This is a genomic window from Allofrancisella inopinata, assembly GCF_012222965.1.
Lineage (GTDB): Bacteria > Pseudomonadota > Gammaproteobacteria > Francisellales > Francisellaceae > Francisella > Francisella inopinata.
Genome location: NZ_CP038241.1, coordinates 824,749 through 850,340, shown reverse-complemented (window position 1 = coordinate 850,340; position 25,592 = coordinate 824,749). Strand labels below are relative to the sequence as shown.

Sequence of the window (25,592 nt, the reverse complement as noted above, 5' to 3'; positions counted from 1 at the left end):
GCTGAGGTAGATTGGGAGTGTAAGTTACCTGAAATAAGTTTGCCTGAATTAGACAAATCCGTAATAGAACAAGCTAATAATTATATTCAGCTAGAAGTTAAATCAACATTAATAGAATTATTTGCAGATTCATTAAAAGCTACCCCATCATTTATAGCAGTAGTAGATTGTGAGGGACAGTATAGTTATAAAACTATATCCGAATATTCAAATGCTATTAATTTATATCTGCATGATAATGGCTTGTGTAAATCAGGTAAGCTAATAGGTGTCTTGAGTGAGAAAGGCTATAAGCAAGTAGTAGCTACTCTAGGGATAATGCAAAGTAGTTCAGCTTATTTACCATTAAATGTGGATTGGCCAAGAGGTAGGTGTGATGAAGTACTATCAGAAGGTAATGTAGATACAGTATTACTATCTAATTCTGAGTTTAATGGCTGTATAAAGGGTAGTGATATAGAGGATAAATATAATTGGTTAATAATAGAAGATATTATCAATTATAAGTCTAATACTAAGTTAGAAGAATTATTTAAACCAAGCTTAGATGATATAGCCTATGTAATCTTTACATCAGGAAGTACAGGTAAGCCTAAAGGTGTGACGATATCACATAGCGGAGCAGTTAATACAATCCAAGCTGTTAACGATAAGTTTGATGTTAACAAAGAAGATAAAATTTTAGCTTTATCAGAGTTAAGCTTTGATTTATCAGTGTATGATATCTTTGGATTGTTAGCAGCTGGAGGGACAATAGTATTTCCAGATCAAAAAAAGACAAAAGAGCCAAGCCATTGGTACGAATTAATAGATAAGCATAATATAACTATATGGGATACGGTTCCTCAGTTAATGAGCTTATTAGTTGATTATGTGAGAGATAGTAGTAAGCAGTTACCATCATTGAAAGTTACCTTAATGAGTGGGGACTGGATACCATTAAATCTTCCTATACAAATAAAAGAAGTATGCCCGAATATAACGGTAATGAGTTTAGGAGGAGCAACAGAAGGAAGTATCTGGAGTATATGGTATGAGATAGCACAAATAGATGAAGGCTGGAAATCTATCCCATATGGCCAAGCAATGCCTAATCAGAAGATGTATATACTTAATGAGCAAGGGCAACATAATCCATTGGGTGTAATTGGGGAGATTCATATAGGTGGTCAAGGAGTAGCGTTGAACTACTGGCAAGATCAGGAAAAAACACAAGCAAGCTTTATAGAGCATCCACAACTTGGAAGGTTGTATAAGACGGGAGATCTTGGTAAGTGGGATAAGAATGGATATATAGTCTTTGAAGGTAGGATAGATGGTCAAGTTAAGCTCAATGGCTATAGAGTTGAATTAGATGAGATATCATCAAAGCTAGCTAAGTTACCTGGAATAGAAAATGCTTTAGTGACTATACAAGATAATCATCTTGTGGGATATTTGGTATCAGAGAGCTTTAAAAAGAAAGACAATGAAATAGATTATCAAGCCTTTAAGTTAGAGCAGAGAGGTATTCTTAAAGATCTAAAAACTACATACAATTTAAATCCAATTATTGATATTGATAGATATAAACTACGCAAGAGTTATCGTAAATTTGATCATAAAGTTGATATTAGTAGTTTAGATATACAAATACAAAAGAAAGATAATCATAGATCAATATCAACGAACCTTACTCATGAGCAATTAACAGAATTATTGTCACCGCTTAGAGGAGTTCAATTAGAAGATAGAGTATTACCTAAATACTTATATCCATCAGGAGGAAGTGCATATTCTATAAGAGCATTTGTAAATATACCTAAAGGATATATAGAAGGTATAGATGAAGGCGTATATTATTATCATCCAACAGAGCATGCATTACAGTTTTATAAAGAAGTTAATGATAATAAGTTCTCAATAGAGTTCAACTTATACATTCCAGCTATGGAGCCACTATATAAAGAAGAGACATTAAGGCTGGCTTATTTAGAGTTAGGCCATATTTTACAACTATTAAATGAGAAATATCCAGTAGCTTATGAAATACAAGATAAGCAAGATGGGGATTACCATAAACTTGTTAAAGTAACTTTAGATCAACAAGATATAGCCAACAAATTAAATATTAAAAAGATAGATAATGATGGTAGCAAGTTCGATAGTTATGATTTAAATTCTCAATCGATAATGTTACAGAGATCTGAATTAGGAAATATACTTATAGGCTCAAGTGGAGTATTAATTTTTGAAGCTGATAAAAATCAGGAGTCATATATACAAGCCGGATATAGAGCTCAAGAAATAACTACTTATCTTTATCAACAAAATATAGGTAGCACAGCATTAGGTTTTAACTTATCTGATTCCTCAATATATACTATAGCTATAGGTGGCATTTCACAAGAGCAAAAACAAAAAAGTGAAGTTAACGTAGATCAAATTAGTTTAGAAAACTTTATAAGCAAAAAGCTTATGAATTATCTTCCAAGATATATGATTCCAGAGGTTTATTTAACTATAGATCATTTGCCATTAACTGTTAATGGTAAAATAGACTATAAGAGCTTACCAATGGCAGAATTAGTAAATCAAGATAATTATGTGGCACCGACAACAGAACTGGAAAAGCAGCTTTGTAAAATATGGGAAGAGGTGCTTAAACTTGATAAAGTTGGTATAACAGATGATTTCTTTAGGATTGGTGGTAATAGTATATTTGCTATTAAATTAGCACATAAGGTATCTGAGCAACTACATATAAAAATTAATGTAGCAGATATTTTTAGACTTAACTCTATTAATAATTTATCAAATGAGTTACATGATAGATTTGCATGGAAGAAAGAAACTAGCTTACTTAATCTCTATACTTTAAAATTTGATGAGTTTTTACCTAATATGCTATTTATTCACCCTGCATTTGCTGGTGCTGAAGTATATCAGTCTTTAGCCACAAAACTTTCGAAAAGTTTTAATTGTATAGGTATTGATAATTATAATATTTATAGTAAAAATAAAATAGATAATTTAAATGATTTAGCTAAGCTTTATGTATCAGAGTATCTTAAGAATTATAGTATTACTAATCCTATATATTTATTAGGATGGTCATCAGGGGGAGCTTTAGCTCTAGAAATGGCTGGCCTTTTAGAACTTAATGGTATTAAAAATATAAAAACTATATTGTTGGACACATTAATTTCTAAGAAAAACATACCTATAAATGATTTAGAAAAAGATATATATAATATAAAAACTACTTTAAAGAAATTCTTTACTAGTCTAGGTCATCAGCCAGTATACAGTGATAAAATTATCTCTTCATGTCATATTGATCTTAAAATATCTAACATTAAACCTTCAGCTAAATTAAGGTTCACAGATGTTCTTTTAGTAAAAGCAAAAGAAATAGATAATCGGCCAAATATTATTTTTAGAAAAGATCAAGCTAGCTTAGCATTACCCATGAATAATATTGACTTGGTTTCAAAAAGAATAACATTAAAAAAGTTAGACTGTCATCATGGTAATATTTTAGAGTTTGAAGAGGATATAACTGATTTTATTCTACAAAATAAGTGAAATTATTTCTATACTACCGGATTACACACGTATTCCGACTAGAGCCGAATACTTCTTCATTATTGTGAAAATCTGGTGTTATAACAAAATGTATGTTTCCTGCTAACACATGTCCGAAAATAGCAGCATTAATATAACCATACTTATCAAAAAGCTTTCTTATCTGAGTTATAAGACTTGGCAAATCTAAAATATTTACAGCTATATCTTCTATAATCACACTAGAACCTGACGGTCTTAGCCCAGCTATGGTAGGCACTATCCCATTACGTATTTTCCATAGAATTTGCGCTTTAACTTCATCTTGGATAAACCCAACTTGATGAATTATACTTGTTTTTTCTATGTAACTATTTATAAGTTTAAGCTTATCTTCTAAATCTTTTTGGCTTGACTCTGCAAGCTCAACCATAATAGCAGCTATTTGGAAATTTTCTAAAGGGATTAAAAAAGGCTTTAACTCAATATTATTAGCTACTGATTTGAGAGATGCATGATCTAACAATTCAACTGAAGATAAATTAAAAGCCTCAATTTGAGTCGTAAGTTTAACTAAGTCATCTAACTTACCATATATTAAATTTAAAGCTTTGTACTTATAGTCTGGCACTGTATTTAAGGTTACATTGCTAACAAATCCAAGTGTGCCTTCTGAACCTATTATTAGTCTCTCTACTATTTTAATAGGGTCTTTAAAATCTAAAAAGGCATTTAAACTATAGCCACTTGTGTTTTTAATTGAAAATTTCTTTTTTATGAAATTTGTTAACTGATCATTTTCTAATATTTGAGTTTGAATCCTTGAAATCCCATTCAAAAAGCTTTTTTTAGTTTGCTTAAAATCTTCTATACTTTGACAGTCTGAAGTATCTAAAATACTACCATCATTAAAAACCACTCGCATAGAATCTAATGTTGCATAAGAATTTTTAGCTGTACCACAACACATACCGCTTGAGTTATTAGCTATAATTCCACCAATTTTAGCTGTATTTATAGAGCCTGGATCTGGTCCTATTTTGCGATTATAAATTTTCAAGTATTTATTAGCTTCACCTCCAATAATGCCTGGCTGTAATTTTACCTTTTTTCCATCATCATAAATTTTATACTCTAGCCAAGAATCGAAAGCCAATATAACTAATACTTGGTCTGTAACAGCCTGACCGGATAAACTAGTTCCTGCGGCTCTAAATGTTAATTTTACATCGTACTCATTTGCTAACTCAACAATCTTTTGAACTTCTTGTTCTACTCTAACTACTAAAACTAGTTTTGGAACCATTCTATAAAAACTAGCATCTGTTGAATAGGCATACCTTAATAATTCATTTTCAACAATTTGTTGTTTACCTAGAACTTCTAACACTTTTAGCTTAAAATTTTCTAACACAACAAATCCATATACCACAAATTATATAAAAGTCTACTATATTATATAGTTTCATTTTATTACATCAAAATGATTTTATTTTTGATTATATTCCAAAAGTTGTTTATGATGTTGTAATAATTAAAACTACATTGATATTTATTGATATATGACATTACTTGAAAAAATTTCTCGAACTGGTTATTGGAGTGATTTTTATATATATCCTATTACTACTGTCTTTTTTTTAGTATTAAGCTTTAGGTATTTTAAGGGTAATTTATTGTGGATATTTGCTTTTGTTTTGTTGGGAGTTTTTATTTGGACTTTTATAGAGTATATGGTTCATAGATTCTTATTTCATCATTTTCCATTCACCAAAGAATTACATGCTGTACATCATCAACACCCTATAGATTTAGTAGGTAACCCAACATATATTTCGTTACCAATCTACACTATTACACTGTTTTTACCTTTATATCTAGTCTTTGGTTTAGGTATAGCAAGTGCAATTTATAGTGGAGCTTTACTTGGGGCTTTATTTTACTTCTTTATACATCATAGTGCCCACCATATAAAAGCAAAAAAAGGCTCTATTTTATTTCTATACAAAAAGCATCATGCTCTACATCACCATTATGAAAATACAAATTTTGCTGTAACCTTTCCACTATGGGATAGGATATTTAAAACAAAAAAATGATTCCTTTGTATCACAAATTTTCTAAAATAATTTTCTTAGCAAGCAACCTAATATCATTTTCATCCTTAAAATTACTTTTATGTAGCCACATTTTAAGTGTCTTATTAGAACCCTCTTGGAATATATAAAGATAAATCCAACCATTTATGATTATATGTTTTCTTATTCTCCAAAAGTCACTTTCTTGCTTATCTATAATTACTTTAAAGCTCTTCTCATTTTCTTTAGGCAAAACAATTGCCTCTAAGACTGAAAAACTAAATAGACACTCATAAAAGATAGATAATATTATCAAAGCAAAACCGATATACAACAAATAACTACTTCTAAAGTAAACCCCTATTACAAAGCTACTAAGTACAACTGTCAAAGTATAAAATAATTTTCGGTATTTACGTGATTTATCTAGGTAAATAACTTTTTGCATAAAGAAAATTTATATCAAGTCATATCCTAATGACTTTAATGCCCTATCATCGTCAGACCAACCACTTTTAACTTTAACCCATATTTTTAAGTTGGCCTGCATACCTATCAGATGCTCAATATCTTTACGCGCATCTATGCCTATTTTTTTAAGTTTAGAGCCTTTTGCACCAATAACTATACCTTTTTGGCTATCCCTTTCAACAAGGATACTTGCATAAATATCTGCGATATTTTTTTGTTCATCAATTTTATAGCTATCAATCTCTACAGCTATTTGGTATGGTACCTCACTGCCTATAGTACGCATAATTTTTTCACGAATTATTTCTGAAACTAAAAACTTAATACTTCTATCTGTAATTTGGTCATCATCATAAAAAAAGTATTCAGATTCAGGAAGTAACTTTTCTATTCTTGACTCAAGCTCATTAATGTTATGTCCTTGCTTAGCTGAGACATAAATAACATCATAAAATGTAAATTTGTCTTTAATAGACTCAATAAATACACTAGCTTCAAGTGATTTTTTCTTATCAACTTTATTTACCACTAAAAATATTGGAATTTCTGAATTTTTAATTTTAGCTACTATATTATCCTCTAATTCTGTCCATTTACCCATCTCAACTATAAATAAAATCACATCAACATCTTTTATCATTGTTGTTGCTGCTTTATTCATAAATTTATTGATTGCTTTAGGCTCTTTAGTATGGATACCTGGAGTATCCACATAAACGAATTGAGTATCTCCAACTGTCTTTACTCCTATAATTTGGTGTCTTGTAGTCTGAGGTTTACGAGATGTTATACTAACTTTATACTTAAGAATATTATTTAACAGTGTCGACTTACCAACATTTGGTCGACCTATTATAGAAATATAACCACATTTTTTCATAGTTTAAGTTTTAGATTGTTAGAGCATAATAATATTAAGATTGTAACACACTAGTTAACTCTCTCTGAAAAAGTTTTTTACTCCCTAAATTGTAATACCTTAGTTATATGCTTAAACACATTCTTTAAAAAAATAACTTAATTTTAAAGAAATTTAAAAAAAATTATTTTTATACTATAATTAATTAAAAGTAGCATTTATTAATATAGCCAATAAGATGCAGACGCTATGGTATTTTAAGTCTAAAAGCTTATTTATATAGATAAGCTTAGATAAAGAAGGCTATTAGCTATTCAATAATAAAGCTATTACAAACATTAGCCGTAACAAAAATTTTTAAAAATCGAAGAAAAATTGCTAGGACTGACTATGCCAAACTTTGTAGAAATTTTCCAAAATTATCCTGAATTATTTATTCAAAAAAACTCTTTTAAGCTAAGTTATACAGAAAACCCGACAGATGATCTTGCTGTAGACAGATTAATTAATCGAAAAAACAATTTTTATAGAGATATAAAAGTACAGCAAAATGGTCTTAAATATAAAACTTTTATTATAAACGATCCGCTTTTACCTTTTTACCCAAAAGATGTCTTAGATAGTTTTTTTAATTTTATGCTTTATCTAGGTTTTAACGAAGGCTATTTCAAAATTTATTTATGCAAACAGGGAAAACTAAAATTATTAAACATTCCTATACAACACTACAATTTAGAAGGGATTGTATATCATAGTCCAGTAAGTTATGAATTACAAATGCTATTAGAAGAAAATTCTTTAACTTCAGACAATATCTTACTTATATCTCCTGGTGATATTAATCTGGAAGGTAAGGATAAAGGTAAACTAGAGTTTGTAAATAAAAAACTGGTAATGGATCTTGATATTTTATCTAAATACCTGGAGACCAATAATAGCGCATCCTTATTAGAGTATTTACAAGAGTTAGATTTCACTATAAAACTATTTTATACAAGCAAAAAAAAGCTTCCTAAAAATACCGTTGAATTTGTCAGGGGCCTTAGTAAAAAAAAATCAAATATACAAAAACATTTTAATCTTGAAATAGAAAGTACAAATGATTCTAAAATTTTTAGGCGCTATATCTCTGATTTACTCTTTTCAGAAAAAAATTCTAATTTTAAAAATGATCTGGCAATAATAAAAATTTATGTTCTTGATAGCATATCATTAGCGGACTTGTTATGGTTACTGTCATTTGATATTCAATTACTACAATTATTTTTGCAAAAAAAATATATTACGGCTAAGCAACTATATCCTGGTCCACAACATACTGGCCTTATCCTACACGATATAACTTTCACTATACAGAAACTAGATACACAAATGTCTTTCAAGCTTTTTCAAGCATATGGAAAAAAACTTTTACTGGAGGATAGTAAAGTTAAAAAAGCTTATGAAGCGAATTGGGCAGAAAATACTACTTTTAAATCCATGACCATAAACGTAGGTTCTCTACTGAATGCTTCGCACTGTCAGTTATATTCAAGTATTTGTGAAGGGTTTGATGAGATAGTCATTTGTAATTTTCGTTCAAATGACATACTAACTCAGGATGAAATTATAAATTTTTTTCCTAACTCAATAAACGTACGCTACTTTGACAAATTAGGACGCCCTATTGTTGAATATATTGGAAAAAAAGGTTACGAACAAGAAATAGCAAATTCAACTCACCATATAGAACCTTTAAAAAAAATAAAAGATGAAATCAAAAAATTAAAGGAAAACATTATAGATGACCAGATACAAAATAGTAAAAAAAATGAATTTTATATAGCTCAAGATGGTCTTTTAGGAGAGGAAAGAAAATTTGGAAGAAATTTCTCTCCTAACACTCCAGTATACTATTATAAAGCTTTTAAAACCTGGCAATCTACACATTTTAGTTCAAAACTCTCACTGGATCAATTTAATGAAAAAATTTTTACAAAAGAAGGAAATAATATATTACTAAAATTTAGAAATAAGCAACAAATAGATGATTATCTAGATTATGTTTACTCATTCGCTAAGGATAATAGACATGAACTTCTTTTTATATCAGCCTCTGAAAAAATGACTTGTAGTGATGAAAATATTATTCTTTCGGAGGACGGGACTGGAATCATCAAACAAAAGCCTTGCGGAGAAGTATTTGATACTTTAACCAAACAATATACTAAGCCATTAATACTTATAATTGATTACTCGGATTTTAAAGCACAAGATATCGTTAGGTGTAATAGTGCAATAGATATGCCAGTAGAAAATAGAAATATAGACGGAGTAAAAATACCTCATAATACAATCATAATTGGTTTAATAGACATTAATCATAATTACAAAGGAGAAGATTTCTTCTCAAGATTTACTCTTCATGCTCCAATATTTCAAATGGAAAATATTAGTGCTGAGCTCAAAAATCGAACAAAAAACTTAAAAAAGGAAATCTTAGATTTTGATGTAGCTAGAGAAGTAGCACAAAAAGAAAACTTTTTTTTAATTTATAATTACGAGTTAAAAGACTGGGAAAGTTCTTTAATAGGGTCATGGAAACTAAACTATAAAGAACTAATCCTTGACCCAGGTTCACTACTCAACGTAATACGACAAATTTCAATTAAAAAAATTAAAAATGCTTCAATTATAATCAACAACCCTCCATTAGATGATAAAAGATTTGGACATATTTTAAGGCAACTAATAGTCTATAAAAAAACATGCTTATTTGGTTTAACCATAACTATTCCTGATAATACTAGCTTTCAATTTAGCGATGGACTTAAAGTATTTGATTTTAGTAATATATCTTATTCAGACTATTCTCATATAAAACCAGATTATATTCTCACTGCTTCTAATAGGCGTTATCTTTTTGAGGATATAGAATTAAATGATGGTGGTTTTATGAAAAATACACAAGGTTTTTTAGATAAAACACCCAAAAATGACATAATTTTGTATATTCCGTTTACCTTTGATAAACTGATTTGGATCGATTTATTATCTAAACTTGAATCTTATAAAAAAAATATTTCTATTGCTTTACACCCATCGGTAAGCGTTCCAAATGAAATATTTACTAACGAACTATATAGTAAACTGAACCAATCTAGATATCAAGGAGCTCAAGAAATACAATCAGAAACTAACAATAACCTAGAAAGCTTAATATTCACAAAAACAAACTTCGTTATATTATCTGATAGCATTGAAAAAACGGCGCAGGATTTGATTAAGAATAATAATATTGATTATAGTATTCCAATATCAGAGATCATGGTACATCAACTATTTGGATCTATTGAACCAATTTCAACACAATTTCCACTAAGATTCCGTAAAAAAATGACCTTTTTTACAGAGAAACTGCGAGAAAATAAAAGAATTTTACTATATGGGGTATTTTCATCTGAAATTCTTGAGAATATAGTAACATTCTTTCATAAACATTCTCTGCTTTGTTCTGATAAAGATAATCAAGCTCAAATAATCCTTCTTGCTGATATTTCTCAACAAAACTGTTTCCAATTTACTAAAAATATACTTTTCTATAGACAAAATAATAATACTATAACTAATTCAAAGATAGTAAATATTAATAACAATAACCAGCGTAAATTGCAGTGCCTAGAACAACTAAATGATTATCCTTGCATTGCAATTATAGGACCAACTTCAGTTGGAAAAAGCACATTTATTAATTCCTTACAATCAGATATTAATCTTAAAGTTTTTATAGGATTAGACTCCTTACGGGAGTGGACTAAAGCTATTTCAAATACTTCTATCAAGTATAACATTTTAGTCGTTGATGAATATAATTTAACTAATAGCGATTTTAGTGTTTTTAATAATATATATACTTCTTCACCATCAATATACGTTGACAATAATTATTTTTATCTAACAAATAAACACAAAGTTATCTTTGTTGGAAATAGTATAGAATACGGCGGAATGAGAAAACAGCCTAGACTTTTTGATATACAGAATATCCCAATTTTAAAATTTGAAGCTATGGATATTGAAAATCTATATTATTACCTACTGCAAAAGTATTCAAAAGGAGAATCTTTAAAAAAATATTTTGTAACTTTGCTAAAAATATATGCCTATGTACAAAAACTAACGGCTGGTGCCAGTACCAAAGTTTCAACCCGAGAATTAGAAATGATGATCCTCATTATGCTAGTTTTAGATAAATATAAGCGTTTTAGTAAAAAGACCCTTATTTACCAACCTGAGATACCAGCGATTTGCGCTTATCTAGTTTTAGCAAATATATTAAACAAAAGTCAAAAAAGTAAATTTATATCATGTCTTGAAAGCAACATGCAATTTGATATTAACCTTGTTGAAGACTCAATTATGTTCCCTAATAAGAACTACAAAGAAAACTCAAATTTTATATTAGTTAAATCTAGATTTCTGGCGTACAATCAATTACTTGCTTTTATAGAAGTTAGAAAACTAAAAATTGAAGAATCACAGCATCTTAATTCACTTATAGGTTTGAATGCTATTAAAATCGAAGGCATGCCAGGTCTTGGCAAAAGTCAATTTGTAAAATCTGTGTTAAAAAATGAAGCCTTTGTCCCAGCATCAAAATTTTCTTTTTCAGAGTATATATTTATAAGTGCTAACTCAAAACCTAAAGAACAGGAAAAAATGCTGTTGCAAGCGTTTTATTCTGGACTTATTGTTGTGATCGAAGAAGCAAACACCGCTGACCTTAATGAAAGATTAATTAATACTCTATTAATGGGAACAGATCTATCAGGTGCCCCGTCTCCTAAAAAAGGTTTTGCCCTTATTATTACTCAAAATCCTATACAGATGGGAGGAAGAGAACCATATAGCCAAGCTCTGCAACGTCGTATGCTACACGTTGATTTTCCTGACTATAGAGATGATGAATATAAGTCTATTATAGATAAAAAATATAACTTAAATATAAATGAAGCAGAATATTTAATAGAAATCTTTATAAAGCATCGCGATTATGCACTACGACAAAAGTATAGACCAACACCAACGACAAGGGAGCTATTTAATGAGGCACATAGAATTAGTTTAAAAAATAATAAATATATAAATTTTGATTCTTCATTTTTTCTTGCTTTTGATGTAGATGATCACTGGAAAAATCTATTTCCAGAAAAAAAAATGCAAGGGAGAATGTACGGAAAACTTTCCACTACAGAAGTTATAACACCAGAGTTTGACTTTGAATATATTGAATATACAAATGACTATGAAATTAAAACAGTGAAATTACCTAAACACTTATTTTCTGTTAATGAGCCTCAAGTAAAAAATAGAACTTGGATGATAAATATAAGTGCTCATGGATTAGTACAAGTGGATAGCAGATATTTTTCTGTCCAATATTTCAAGAATACAAAAATGTATGATTTTCCTTATAAGATTGATAAGTTTGTTGAAAATATAAAAGAAGCAATTGGTGAAAATAACACATATAACATTGGGTTCTACTTATGGGCTTGTGGATCCTTCACAGTTGCGTTTCGGATGATGGAAGAATTACAAAAAAATTATTTTAAGAATTGTTTTACAGTTACTTACGGGGGAGATAACAAAACAGTTTTCAATAAAGCAGGTATAGATTTAAAATCTGAACGTATAATAAAAAAAGACTACCCAGATGGAACAAATCATAAATTTTCAAAAAATCCTTTTGAAGGAGTTATTGATCAGCAAAAATGGTCAAATAAAGATAATAAATTAGCTGTTTTTTGTGGATATGAAGGAGATTTACAAATTCTTCCTTACTCACTGTTTAAAGATTCATTCATGAGCAGATCTTCTAACGGTTTTACATTGATGAAAAACACGATAACTCCTGTAGGTATACTAAAAAGGATAATAAGGCTTATGCCTAACATAAAACATTCAGAATATACAAAAAAATATTTAAATAAATTTATTTTATGGAATGACATAATACCAATTTATAATAAAATCGCTATCAACTATGTAGATAAAATGTTTAAAATGCTTATATATCACGATCCACCAAGGATTAACCAGGAACAATTTCTTAATCAATACGTACCAAGAAACTTAAATTATGTAGGGTTTTCATATAACGATTTGTTGAAAAAAGTACAAACTATGTACACACCTTCGTTTTTTTGGAGGGATGGAAATTGCTTAATTGAGGATGACGAAATTGAAAAATTACAAGGTATATTTTCTAGTTCAAATCCCATAAAATATTTACACGATTATCTTAATGAAGAAAACTTTGATACTCATACCATTAAATATGGGTTTAAAAAGCTTAACGAACTACTCAAAGATTGGTTTATCGAGGTTGAATATGAACATGGTAATTATTAGCTGCGATAGTTCTTTTTCCTCAATTGCAGGAAATCACGACTATAGCACTTGTTAACAGAGTTCTAACTTCTATTTTTTTAATGCTCCTGCTTCATGTTTATGTACAGGAGTAACCGTATACTATATATCCATGAGATATTTATAGTAAATTTTATTTTAGACACAAGGTAACAAGATATTTAAAACCCATGTTAAACTATAAACATATTTAAACAAATATTTATCATCAGACACTTTAAATTTTTTATTTTTTATATTAGCATATATTAAAAATTTATTTTTAACAAAACAAAGAAAATGGTCTTGTTAATATAGTCAGGCAGAGAACCTCTCTTTCACAGCCATTATTCTTTTTTCAAAAGGTAACCTTAAAATGATAAAATATAAATATAAGATAGCCAGCGTGATAATTTTAATTTTATTAATCACGCTTAGCATATTTGAGCTTGTAAAAAATAATAATCAATACCAAATACTTCCTAACAATAATGGATCTAATTTAACTGACACATCTTGGGTTAAAAATAAATACTTAAATATAGCATATGCTACGGTATCTGATGCCCAGAAACTAGATATTTACCTACCTAATGATAAAAAATTTCCTAAACCATATCCTATTATAATCGCTATACATGGGGGGGCATTCTTAGGTGGAGATAAAGCTGACTACCAACTAAAACCTATACTTGAAGGTATAAAATATGGCTATGCTGTAGTAGCCATTAACTACCGTCTATCAGGAGAAGCAATATTTCCTGCAGCGATCCAAGATGTAAAAGCGGCTATAAGGTTTATCAAAGCAAATGCTACTAAGTATGATCTAAACCCGAATGCTATAGCTGTTTGGGGGGATTCTGCTGGTGCAAATTTGGCTGCTCTTGCTGCAACCTCAGGAAATAAAATAACTCAACTAGACGATTTAAGTTTAGGTAATAAAAAGTACTCAGCAAACGTACAAGCTTGTGTTGATTGGTTTGGACCTACGGATTTTAGCAAAATGGATGATCAGTTTAACCAATCAGGTTTAGGCAAAGCTAATCATTCCCAAGATGACTCTCCTGAAAGTTTATATATTGGTAGCAATGTTGGTAATAGTCCTGAAAAAACGAAGTTGTCTAACCCAGAGACGTATATAAGTAAAGAAACCCCGCCATTTCTTATAGAGCATGGTAGTATTGATAATATGGTACCTACCCAACAAAGTATAAATTTCTATAATAAATTAGTTAAAGTGATTGGAAAAGACAAAGTTGAATTAGTGATTATTGAGGGGGCTAAGCATGGTGGTGAAAAATTTGAAACTAAAGATAATTTAGAGCTTGTATTTAACTTTCTTGATAGAATTCTTAAATAAGAAAAACTCTAACGAAGGTCACTTCTAGTAGCTTTGAAGTATTTATTTTTTAGACCTGATTGTATTTTGTAAAGCTTTACGTATAACCTCTGAAACATCACTAGTATCTACTAGGGAACTTCTGACCATTTTTTCAGCGTCTTTTTGCTTATAACCTAATGCTAATAAAGCATCTACAGCTTCATTAAATATAGAATTAGAAATAATCATTGAGCTATCTTGAGCGGTTGAGTCTTTTGGTAGCTCAGTAGAGTTTTTAATATCAGACTGGCCATAAATTTCATTAGCCAATTTAAGTAGTTTATCATATATTTCAACAACTAACCTTTCTGCTGTTTTTTTACCAATCCCAGGTACAGTTGCTAATAAACCATAATCTTTATTTTCTATACAATGAAGTAGCGTTTTACAGTCCATTCCAGAAAGTATTGCTATAGCGGTTCTGGCACCTATACCACTAACTTTTATTAACTCTTGAAAGACTTTTTTATCAACTTTAGTTTTAAAGCCATAAAGTTGTTGTATATCTTCTCTGACAACAAAATGTGTATACAAGCTTATCTCACTATTAGTCTCACCAAGAGTGTAAAAAGTAGTCATAGGTACGAAAATTTCATATCCAACACCGTTTACATCTACCAATAACGCGGTAGGATCTTTTTCTAAAAGAGTACCTCTTATAAAACTTATCATAATAATCTATTTTTGGTATTTTACTCTTAAGGATAAAGCTTATTTGGCAATAATCAAGTTAACTTTATGTCTTTGTCTCCATAATTTTATCGAAGTGCTTGACCGTGGAATTGTTTGTAATAATTTATATTTTATATATAGAAACGGCAAAGACTATTTAAAAGTCTATTTATTCCAATAGCTAGAAGAGGTTGCCGGCCAGTTATCTTTATCAAACCCAGGAGCTTGCTCTAATTCTTCTTTTGATTTGTTCAGTTTAAACTGCGAATTTGCTGTATCAACTTCAAAAGTAGTCATCGGAATAGCAAATAGTTTATCTCCCATTCCAAGCAACCCTCCAAACGATACAACTACGTAAGCTACTTTACCTGAGTTAGGGTTAATCATAATTTCTTTTACTTTCCCCAAGTTTTCTCCTTTATAGTTAACTACCTTTTCACCTATTAGGGTACTTGCTGGTAAAGCTAAATTTGATATAGCTTGTTCATTTTTAACCGCAACTTTTGATACTATGGTGTCGCTGTTTTCATTTGAATAACCTAAACCTATACCACCAGCTAACAATATAGTTGTTATAATTAATTGTGTTTTTTTCATCGTAGACTCTCCTAATGTTTTTTTTTATTTTTATAGTATTACCCCTACTTAATCTTTGCTTTTGATGCTTCTGCATATTATCTCCTCCTTTTTGTTTGTAGTCTCTTTAAATTAACATATAAGATTGCTTACATGAATTTTTATACAGCAGGTTTTCAACGTTAGCTATTTAAAGACTGTAATTTTTTGGCTTTCAAGACGGTAGATTACCACGTGAAGCACGAGGATAATCAGTTATACCAATTCCAACATAAATTGTTGAATTTATCCCAAAGGAGTTTATGACTAAAAGTAATAATATAGCCTACTAGGCATAAAAGTAGTACTAACTGAAATAGCTTAAAACCAAGCTATTTCAGTTAGTACTACTTTTTAGTATCGTTAGCTATATGTGTTGGAATTGGTATTATGTAATATTTAATAAGCTTTTAGAGTTGATGACATTTATTTAATTCTTTTTTGAGCCACTCGACTTGCTCCAACAATTTTAGCTAAGGATTTACTGCTATGATAATGGCATATAGCTATAGCTAAAGCATCTGCTGCATCTTCTGGTGGCTTTTTACTTAACCCTAATAGAGATTGCACCATATGTTGAACTTGAGACTTTGCTGCTGCCCCTGTTCCAACTACTGCTTGTTTTATCTGCTTAGCCGAATACTCACTAACACCTAAGCCATTTATGGCTAAAGTACACATAGCAACACCTCTTGCTTGTCCTAACTTTAAAGCACCTGTTGGATTCTGAAACATAAAAATCTGCTCAATAGCAGATTCTGTTGGAACATATGTATTTATAACTTCTGTGATACCATCTGCAATCTGCTTGAGCCTATTTGCTATAGTTACTTCTGTAATACGAATACACCCACTAGCAACATAATATAGTTTATTATCTTGAGCCTTAATAACCCCAAAACCCGTAATTCTTGAACCTGGATCTATACCTAAAATTACCATTTAGCTCCTAGACTTATTAAGAATGTAATATCTATCAAATTATAGTTAACTAAGTCGTTCCATTAATTCTTGAGTAAAATTAGCGTTAGAGTATACATTTTGTACATCATCAAGGTCTTCTAATTTATCAATTAGATTCATAACCTTTTCTGCTGTTTCCAGGTCTAACTCAACTTTAGTTTCTGCATCAAAAGTAACTTCAGCACTATCTGGATTAAAACCTTTTTTTATAAGTGTTTCTTGCACATCAGAAAAGCTTTGAGGGTCTGTTATTACATCTATACTACCATCTTCATGTATAATTACATCATTAGCCCCTGCTTCCAAAGCTAGTTCCATTAGAGAATCTTCATCTACTCCACTTGCAAATGAAATAATACCCTTTTTAGTAAACATATATGCTACTGAACCATCTGTTCCCAGATTTCCACTACTTTTAGTAAAAGCATGACGAACTTCACCAACAGTACGATTACGATTATCTGTCATACAATCAACCATAATAGCTACACCATTTGGTCCATAACCTTCGTAACGTACTTCTTCAACATTTGCTCCCTCTTCACCACCAGCACCTTTAGTGATAGCTCTTTCTATAGTATCTTTACTCATATTATTAGAAAGTGCTGTAGCAATAGCGGCTCTTAGCCTTGGGTTAGCATCTTTATCCCCACCCCCTAACCTAGCTGCTACTGTTATTTCTCTAATCAATTTAGTAAAAATTTTACCTCGTTTTGCATCTTCTTTTGCTTTTTTATGCTTGATATTAGCCCACTTACTATGACCTGCCATCTTTTTATATCCTTAAATATAACTAACTACTTTTTCAACTAATTTTTCTATACCTTGTGACGCTTCTAAAATATTTTTAGCACACATATACGCTGGTGTGGAAACCACTTTTACTCCCTCATCAACACAAATATCTGTAGCATCCATCATTACAATTTCAGCACCCTTTTTCTCTAAAATTGCTGCTGTATTTTCATCATTACCGATAGTTACTTTTGTGCCTTCTGGGTAGACTAAAGGTATCATTAAAGGAGAAATACAAATATAACCAGCTGGCTTATCTGCAAGATAAAAAGCTCTTGCAAATTTTAATACTTCCTCATTCATTTGATAACTATCATCACCAACAAATGCAAAATCCATAATATTTTTAGCCGCACCAAAGCCACCTGGAAATATTACAGCGTCATAATTATCACTATCAGCTTCTGCAAGGTCTATAACATTGCCTCTAGTAAGACGTGCTGATTCTTCTAATATATTTCTAGGAGAAGCTTTCGCATCAACAGATTGATTCAAATGGTTTATTACATGTTTTTGGTTTTCATTTAAAGCAACTCCTTGCCATTCTACACCTTGCTTTTCTAACGCTAGTATAGTCAGTATAGCCTCTTGTATCTCGGTACCATCAAGATGACCACAACCTGATAATACTATTGCTACTTTTGCCATTTTCTTCACCTTTTGTTTTTAGTTTTTTAATTTTATAAGTCTAAATTATTTCTTTTAAAAACTCTATCTGCTCTATAGCTAGAACGAACCATCGGGCCAGATGCTACTTCTAAAAACCCTTTTGCTAAACCTACTTTACGATACTCATCAAATTGTGCTGGCGTTACAAACCTTTGTACGCTTAAATGATGCTTAGTTGGTTGCATATATTGACCTAGTGTTAAAATATCAACCCCTACACTTCTAGCGTCATCCATAGTTTTATAGATTTCTTCTTCTGTTTCACCTAGACCCACCATGATACTAGTTTTGGTCAAAACATTTGATGATTTTTGTTTTACATATTTCAAAAAATTAAGAGTCTGCCAATACCCTGCTCTAGGGTCACGCACAGGATGAGTCAAACGTTCTACAGTTTCGATGTTTTGTGCGATAACATCAACTTGCGTATTTATAATTTTATCTATATTTTGTTCTACGCCACCAAAATCTGGTGTTAAAGCTTCAACTTTAATCTCTGGACTAAGTTGTTTTATTGCTGAAATTGTGGCTGCATAATGTGCAGCTCCACCATCTTCTAAATCATCACGATCCACCGAAGTCAAAACTACATATTCCAGATTCATTAATTTTACACTTTTGGCTGCATTTTTAGGCTCATCTTTATCAAGCCAGCCTTTTGGATTTCCTGTGTCAACTGAACAAAACTTACATGCTCTAGTGCAAACACTCCCCATCAGCATGATGGTTGCTGTACCATGAGACCAACATTCATTAATATTCGGGCATTTCGCTTCTTCACAAACAGTAGAAAGCTTATGTTTTTTCGTGATAGTTTTAACTTTAAGGTATTCATTTGAATCTTGTTTTTTAACCTTTAGCCACTCAGGTTTACGAATATGTACAGAATTTTCTTTTTTATTTCTAATACCATCTTTAACTGCATGAAAACCTTGCTCTGTAGTATATTTACCACCACTTTCAACCTTTACTTTTAAATTAGAAATTTCTCGCATAAATTATATAACACTTAGATGTAAACTTAGTAAGCTAGCCACTATTATAAGGAATAACCTAAATTTTATAAATACATATAAGCCAGATTTTACTTTAAAATAGTTGTTTTAAACCTTTAGAATGCTTTAGACAAGTACTTATTATCAGATCAAGTTTGAGCTACTACACCTATAACTAGTAGGCTATACAGTTTCACAAAACTTGTAATGAAAGGGCTCAGGCTCCTCTAATCATCTATTGCTTTCATGCACTTTTTTATGTCTATTCAAATCTCCTTTTCTAGCAGACCTGTAACCACAGATTTCACATTCATATGGTTTCTCACCTGTATGTACTCGTTTATGTTCAACCAATCGTGTTGATGTAGTACAAGTTTGACTACATCCTTCAAAGTCACACACATATGGTTTCTCCTCATGGCTTTTTTTATGTCTATTCAACTCTGCTTTTATAGCAAATTTTCTACTACAGCCTGCAATGTCACAACTAAGTAGTTTCCCTTTATGTCTTTGTTTATGGATTTTCAACTCTACTTCTGTAAAAAATTTTTTATCGCAGTCTTCAAAGTCACACTTAAATGATTTCCCCCCTGTATGTCTCAGCTGATGTGTTTTCAACTCTACTTCTGTAAGAAATTTTTTATCACAGTCTTCAAAGTCACACTTAAATGGTTTCCCCCCTGTATGTCTCAGCTGATGTGTTTTCAACTCTACTTCTGTAAGAAATTTTTTATCACAGTCTTCAAAGTCACACTTAAATGATTTCTCCCCTGTATGTCTCAGCTGATGTGTTTTCAAACTTGCTGAAAAAGTGGTTTTATAATTACAGCCTGGAAAATCACATTTATATTGTTTTTTTGTATATGTTTGCAGCTGACTACTTAGACTAACACTATTATCAGTATTAAATCCTTGTCCTATATTACCCATAACACTAGGTACAATATCAATATTATTATTTACTACTTTTTCTAAATCAGAAGTCGATATGGAAGCCTTTCTTTTCTTGATTTTATTAGGATCTTTGTTGCCAGTTACTTCGCAATCTTGGCACCATGACTCAATAAAATTAGTTACATAATCTTTAGTTTCATGATTATTTTCACACCTAATAGTAATCTCTGCAGCATAACTATTAATTTCATCTCCACCAGCTATTACTGCACTATTATGGTGACTTTTAATAAGGTTTTGGATTTCATTTTTAGCCCTATGAGTATAAATTTCATCATGTAATCGCGCAAAACTAAATTTATCAAAAAAAGTATCGTTACTTTTAGGGCTCAATGGATTATTAACTATATCCGAACCTATGCTAGGATGTCTCACATACTTAAAGTTTTGATCGTTATGGAAGTTATTGTATTCATCAAAAAAAACTCTATTTTGTGGGCTTAGTGGCTTGCCTGGGCTATCTGAAACTATACTCAAACGCCTAGTATTTGTATTTATTTTAGCTGTTATAGTTGCATTGGTATCTGGGTGTTCTAAAAAAGAAGCTCTATTTGCTAAAACATAAGGGCTTTGGGTTTGTTTTTTATAAAGTATGATATATGGTTGAGGGTTAGTGTAGCCATATTTAGGTTTAAAGCTATTAATTACATCGTCTATATTTTTATAAGCTGTTTTAGTTACTTTAGTGTCATTATATATAACAAAATTATCTTGGCAGGTATTACGAGATACTGCTATATAATGACCCCTATCGATATTTGGGCCAATATGTACAATACAAGCAATGGGTTTGTAACATACCCCTTGGGTTTCTATATCGTTAATATAAATGTTCTCTGTATATTTACTTCTGGAAGTATCAAATAATACCAAATGTACAAGTATATAGTCTTGATCCATGAAGTCATAATATATTTCACTTCTCGCATTTTGCTTAGTACCGCCACAAATTCGGCTAGAACATAGGTATTTATTTTCTCCACTTAAATTTTCTATTGAGGGATTATTTTCAGTGAAAACTGCATTAGAAATTACTAAATGGGGTTGATTACAATTAACTCCTATAAAAGTTTGGGGATTATCTGTTACACTTCTTTGACCGCAATTGGAACATGATACTATCCTTTTATGTATTACACTCGGGTTATCTAGTACAGTTATATCTAATAATTTTATTATAAATTCATGAGCATCTCCTTGAACGTTCCTAAAAATAGGAGTATCCAGTGCACTATTTGCTACATTTTGTTGTTTAAAACAATCTAATAGTCTAACTATATCTATAGAAGTTTTTTGTCCGCTAATTAACTGAGTCATTATTTCATTAATTACGTTAAAAAGATTAGTAGAAGAAATATAACGCTTATATTGCTGTTGAATAGCGCCATCTTCAGATAATCTTTGTGAGATTGCAAATGCTCTTTGATTTATATCGCTTATATCTGTTAGTTGGCGTAAGATAGGTTCCATACATGATAGTAATTGTAAACTCGCATTAATATAGCAGTTAACACGATGATTAACTATACCGGCTCTTATACTTGCTTGTTGTTTACCATAAAGTTTTAGTACAGTACCTGGTTTATTAATAAAGAAGCTAGGTTTTTTAGTAGTAAAACTATTTATTTGATTTTGAGCATTTGAGTTTAATGAATCAATTGACATATGCGAGTCTATACTTGAGCGTCTAATATGCTTAAAATCTGTATTATTATAAAACCTATTATTTTCACTAGATAAACTTCTATTTTGAGGACTTAATGGATTATCTGACATTTCTGCATCTATTATATTAAAAACTCTAAGATCTTCAAAACTTTTATAAGAATCATCATGTCTCTCAAATATGCTGGTGTTTTTCAATCTTAATTCACTATCTATACTAGATGTTCTAGAATTAGAATTTAAACTCATAGTAGCTCTTATAGATTCATTTGGATTTAAATACTGCTGCTGTTTTAAAAAAGAAGTTTTGCTTACTAAGTTACATGGATTTTGAACTTGTTGTTTACTATAAGGTTGGAGGGTAATATTTGGTTTATGAATAGCGAAGATAGGTGTTTGCAATTTTTGAGAATATAAGTTAGCACTTGCTGGTGCTAAAAGACATTTGAGGTTTTCATCAAACTCTCCAGTATAATACGCTTTTTTATATAAATTTGTTCCACCGGTGTTATTAGGAAATTTACGCACTATTCGTCCAAGTATTTGCTCACCTTTTGAGCCATACAAATCTCCTAGCTTAATAATATACCCTAAATTAGGATCATCAAAACCTATCGTTAAGCTTCTATAGGTTATCAATACGGCATTATCTTGTTTGTTTTTAAAGTTTTCTAATTTATAAATATTCAGCTTATCAGTATCATCTATATACTTTTTATTATATTTTTTACTATATATATAATTAATACTTACGTTTTGAAAACACTTTTGTAGATATGAGGTTAACAACTGTAAGTCATGTTTTGCTGAGTTTGACTTTTTAAAACTTTGAGGGATTGTTCTTATAAGCTCTCTTAATCTTCTTTGTCCACTCACATAAATTATACCTTTAAACGGTTTATTTTCTAAAATCTTGTTTTGAATTTGATCAATAGTACAAGCTATTTTATAACCTTTTACTTTTCTTATCACATCACGATCGAATGCTTCTCTATAATTTAGTTTATACGTATATTTATGGTCAAATTCTGATCCAGACATTAGTAACTTTTCACTAAAATCAGGTAGTTTAGCTAGCAACTTTTCGGGGGCAGTTATCTTAGCTTCGTCAAAAATAAAACTAACGTTATTTAAGTTACTTTTATCTACAGAATCAAATAAATTTATAAAACTATAATAACTAACGATATATTTTCTTTTTTCCCTTAAATGTTGCGGTTCTCTCATCCTCTCAGCAAAATATGCTAATGTAAGACACCTATTGTAACCTGTAGCAACCTTAAGGACAGGAAACTTATACTTAACATCCAAGTTAGGTCGAGGTATATTCTCTAAGATTTCTCTTTTAAAAAGAGAAAACATTTGATCTACTAATGACAAAAAAGGTTCTATAATAATTACATCTTTACCTTTAATATAGTCATTAAGCGCTTTATAAAAAATTACATAAGTTTTACCAGTTCCAGTTGGCAAAAAAACTCTTTTAATTTTTTCTTGTGAGGATTCTATTTCATTTATAGCTTTTTTTTGATAATCCCTATAATTATTCTTAACATATGAATTAAGTGTATAACTATCTATAACCTTAGCTAACTTAGAAATATTCTCTTTAGGTATATGATTTTGTAACATGAAAAGTTTTAAATAAGGTATATTTATCTTATTTTGATAACGTTCAATAACAGTTTCTTGGAGAGCGGTTATGACGAAGTCTTCTACATCACTTGCACCTTGACTTACTGTTAAATAGTCTTCAACTCCTTTTAGACCCAAGGATGATGCAGATTTTCTATATCTGGAAACTTTGATATTATCTATGTCTATATCTATATAACCATTTTCATAATTATAAGCTAGATTTTGTTTATATAAAACTTCTAACGCTATTAATGTATATGCTGAATCAGCAGCATAATTATAATATTTTACCGGTATTAATTCCCAAAGATTATATCCTGCGTATTTAAAGAGATTTTCAAAGATATAAGAACTATTATAATAAATAATAGCTGCTATACCACTGCGTGTTTTTTGTTCATATTTTTCTTGCCCAATTAAGCCAACAATATGACCATTACTGGTTACCTTTTGTTTAGTATATTGATACAGTAATGACCAATCATAGACATAGTCATTGGCACTTACAACCATATTTATATTACCTTCTATAATAAGAAAATCATCTATGCTCTGAGAATAGGCATAATGCCAAGCAACATATTTCTTTATTACTATATACCTGGCTAAGTCATGGCCGTTATCATCACACTTTAATTTGATAAAACTTATATTATCTTGTAATCCAGTTATTTGATTATTGTTGACTAATATTTTTTTATATTCAGCAGATGTACATATTACTATTATTTGGATATCATTATTGCATATGTAAGGAAGCTTGGTATTTTCAATATCTATGCTTATTACAAATATTACTGGCTTTCCCTTTAAATTGATATTTTTTTCTTTTGAAAGTATATAATAACTTAAATCTAATGTGTTTCCTGAATACGTTATTTCAGGCTTAAAAAGAGCGCTTTTTACAAATACAGAACAATCAGAGTTTGACAAATAAAACAAAGGTAAAATATTTACTTCATTACTTTGCTTTTTGAATACACTACGTAAATCCTCTTTGGCACCTACAAACATTTTATAGTGAATCCCAGTTTTATCAACAAATTCTCTTATACTTAAGAATTGTTTTTTTCTTACTAAAAGGTTATCTCTGTATAGAAAATATATTTTATAAAACCTTGTAATCCTAACTTTGTCACAATATAACTTGTGAAGTTTTATTTGTACTTCATTAACATTAGATCTCAAATGGGGCTTATTTGCACATTTTTTACAATTATAATTCTCACCACTCATAAGAAGTTTTATAGGTTTAATGGAAAAATAACCACATAGCTTACACATACAGTAAATAATACTCTCATCAGAATCTATAAAACCAACAAAAGCAAGATTATGTTGTTGGTATTTAGACATTAGACCTTTATGTAGAGTTTTATTGCTATAATATAATCCAAAATAGCTTGGGCTTGCTTCAAATTTATCCGCAAGTAAAGCATCAATTTGCTCATCATAATCGCTCTTAAAATCTTGTTTACACTGCTTACATATTAAATCAGCACTCTTATATCCAACTCCTTGGAAATGTATGTCTTTATGAAGTTCAAATGTTTGTTCTACATTATGAAACTTGCATTTAATAATAACCTTAATATGGGTATAGCTATTATTAGATAAAACTTCCACGTTATAGTTATAGTAATTAGTATATGCATAATGCTCTAGAGCATATGTGAGTTTAATAAATGAATCATAAGCGCCATCATATCTACGAGCTATATGATTGAGTGTAATGCAATGGATATTTTTAAGTGACTGCATAAGTTATATTTCCATAAGTTTAGTATATTTTTAAAACAATAATAATATAATTGCAATGCATAATATCATAATTACCATATAATTTGTAACTTATTATTAACTTAATAAAATTTCATTATCTTGCTTTTTTTACCCTGTTA

At 30.1% G+C, this 25,592-nt stretch carries 14 protein-coding genes; 4 read left to right on the top strand and 10 right to left on the bottom strand.

Annotated features, from left to right (window positions below):
- The first annotated feature begins 39 nt into the window (after positions 1-39).
- Positions 40-3,567 (top strand): amino acid adenylation domain-containing protein, encoded by a 3,528-nt coding sequence (locus E4K63_RS03850; RefSeq protein WP_133942467.1) that lies wholly within the window; start codon positions 40-42, stop codon positions 3,565-3,567.
- 13 nt (positions 3,568-3,580) lie between these two features.
- On the opposite strand, the gene E4K63_RS03845 is transcribed toward E4K63_RS03850, so the two are convergent.
- Positions 3,581-4,960, bottom strand: a complete 1,380-nt coding sequence (locus E4K63_RS03845; protein WP_208318252.1) for an FAD-binding oxidoreductase — start codon at positions 4,958-4,960, stop codon at positions 3,581-3,583.
- 148 nt (positions 4,961-5,108) lie between these two features.
- Between E4K63_RS03845 and E4K63_RS03840 the strand changes: the two genes are divergently transcribed.
- The gene (locus E4K63_RS03840; protein ID WP_133940748.1) at positions 5,109-5,645 is read left to right on the top strand and encodes a sterol desaturase family protein; all 537 of its coding nucleotides are present in this window, start codon (positions 5,109-5,111) and stop codon (positions 5,643-5,645) included.
- Positions 5,646-5,655: 10 nt separating this feature from the next.
- Here E4K63_RS03840 and E4K63_RS03835 read toward each other — a convergent pair whose 3' ends face one another.
- Both E4K63_RS03835 and era read right to left on the bottom strand, forming a co-directional pair.
- The gene (locus E4K63_RS03835) at positions 5,656-6,072 is read right to left on the bottom strand and encodes a hypothetical protein (protein ID WP_133940746.1); all 417 of its coding nucleotides are present in this window, start codon (positions 6,070-6,072) and stop codon (positions 5,656-5,658) included.
- Positions 6,073-6,081: 9 nt separating this feature from the next.
- A complete protein-coding gene (gene era / locus E4K63_RS03830) occupies positions 6,082-6,975 on the bottom strand; it encodes a GTPase Era (protein ID WP_133940744.1) in 894 nt (297 codons plus the stop codon).
- A gap of 369 nt (positions 6,976-7,344) precedes the next feature.
- Between era and E4K63_RS03825 the strand changes: the two genes are divergently transcribed.
- Positions 7,345-13,347: a hypothetical protein gene (locus E4K63_RS03825; protein WP_133940742.1), complete on the top strand. Its 6,003-nt coding sequence runs from the start codon at positions 7,345-7,347 to the stop codon at positions 13,345-13,347.
- A 373-nt stretch (positions 13,348-13,720) separates the two neighbouring features.
- Complete coding sequence (locus E4K63_RS03820) at positions 13,721-14,704, top strand: alpha/beta hydrolase (RefSeq protein ID WP_133940740.1); 984 nt, start codon at positions 13,721-13,723, stop codon at positions 14,702-14,704.
- Between the two features lie 42 nt (positions 14,705-14,746).
- Here E4K63_RS03820 and ruvA read toward each other — a convergent pair whose 3' ends face one another.
- The 7 genes from ruvA to E4K63_RS03785 all read right to left on the bottom strand — a co-directional run bounded on the left by ruvA (position 14,747) and on the right by E4K63_RS03785 (position 25,452).
- Entirely contained in the window at positions 14,747-15,397 is a 651-nt protein-coding gene (ruvA, locus tag E4K63_RS03815; RefSeq protein ID WP_166666875.1) for a Holliday junction branch migration protein RuvA, read from the bottom strand.
- 165 nt (positions 15,398-15,562) lie between these two features.
- Complete coding sequence (locus E4K63_RS03810; protein ID WP_133940736.1) at positions 15,563-15,994, bottom strand: PRC-barrel domain-containing protein; 432 nt, start codon at positions 15,992-15,994, stop codon at positions 15,563-15,565.
- 444 nt (positions 15,995-16,438) lie between these two features.
- Positions 16,439-16,954, bottom strand: coding sequence for a crossover junction endodeoxyribonuclease RuvC (gene ruvC / locus E4K63_RS03805; RefSeq protein ID WP_133940734.1), 516 nt, complete (start codon positions 16,952-16,954; stop codon positions 16,439-16,441).
- Between the two features lie 45 nt (positions 16,955-16,999).
- Positions 17,000-17,746 carry a YebC/PmpR family DNA-binding transcriptional regulator gene (locus E4K63_RS03800; RefSeq protein ID WP_133940732.1) on the bottom strand — a complete coding sequence of 249 codons (747 nt, stop codon included), beginning with the start codon at positions 17,744-17,746 and terminating at the stop codon, positions 17,000-17,002.
- A 12-nt stretch (positions 17,747-17,758) separates the two neighbouring features.
- Positions 17,759-18,418 carry an isoprenoid biosynthesis glyoxalase ElbB gene (elbB, locus tag E4K63_RS03795; RefSeq protein WP_133940730.1) on the bottom strand — a complete coding sequence of 220 codons (660 nt, stop codon included), beginning with the start codon at positions 18,416-18,418 and terminating at the stop codon, positions 17,759-17,761.
- Between the two features lie 32 nt (positions 18,419-18,450).
- Complete coding sequence (gene lipA / locus E4K63_RS03790) at positions 18,451-19,434, bottom strand: lipoyl synthase (RefSeq protein WP_133940728.1); 984 nt, start codon at positions 19,432-19,434, stop codon at positions 18,451-18,453.
- Positions 19,435-19,665: 231 nt separating this feature from the next.
- Positions 19,666-25,452: a DEAD/DEAH box helicase family protein gene (locus E4K63_RS03785; protein WP_133940726.1), complete on the bottom strand. Its 5,787-nt coding sequence runs from the start codon at positions 25,450-25,452 to the stop codon at positions 19,666-19,668.
- Positions 25,453-25,592 lie beyond the last annotated feature (140 nt).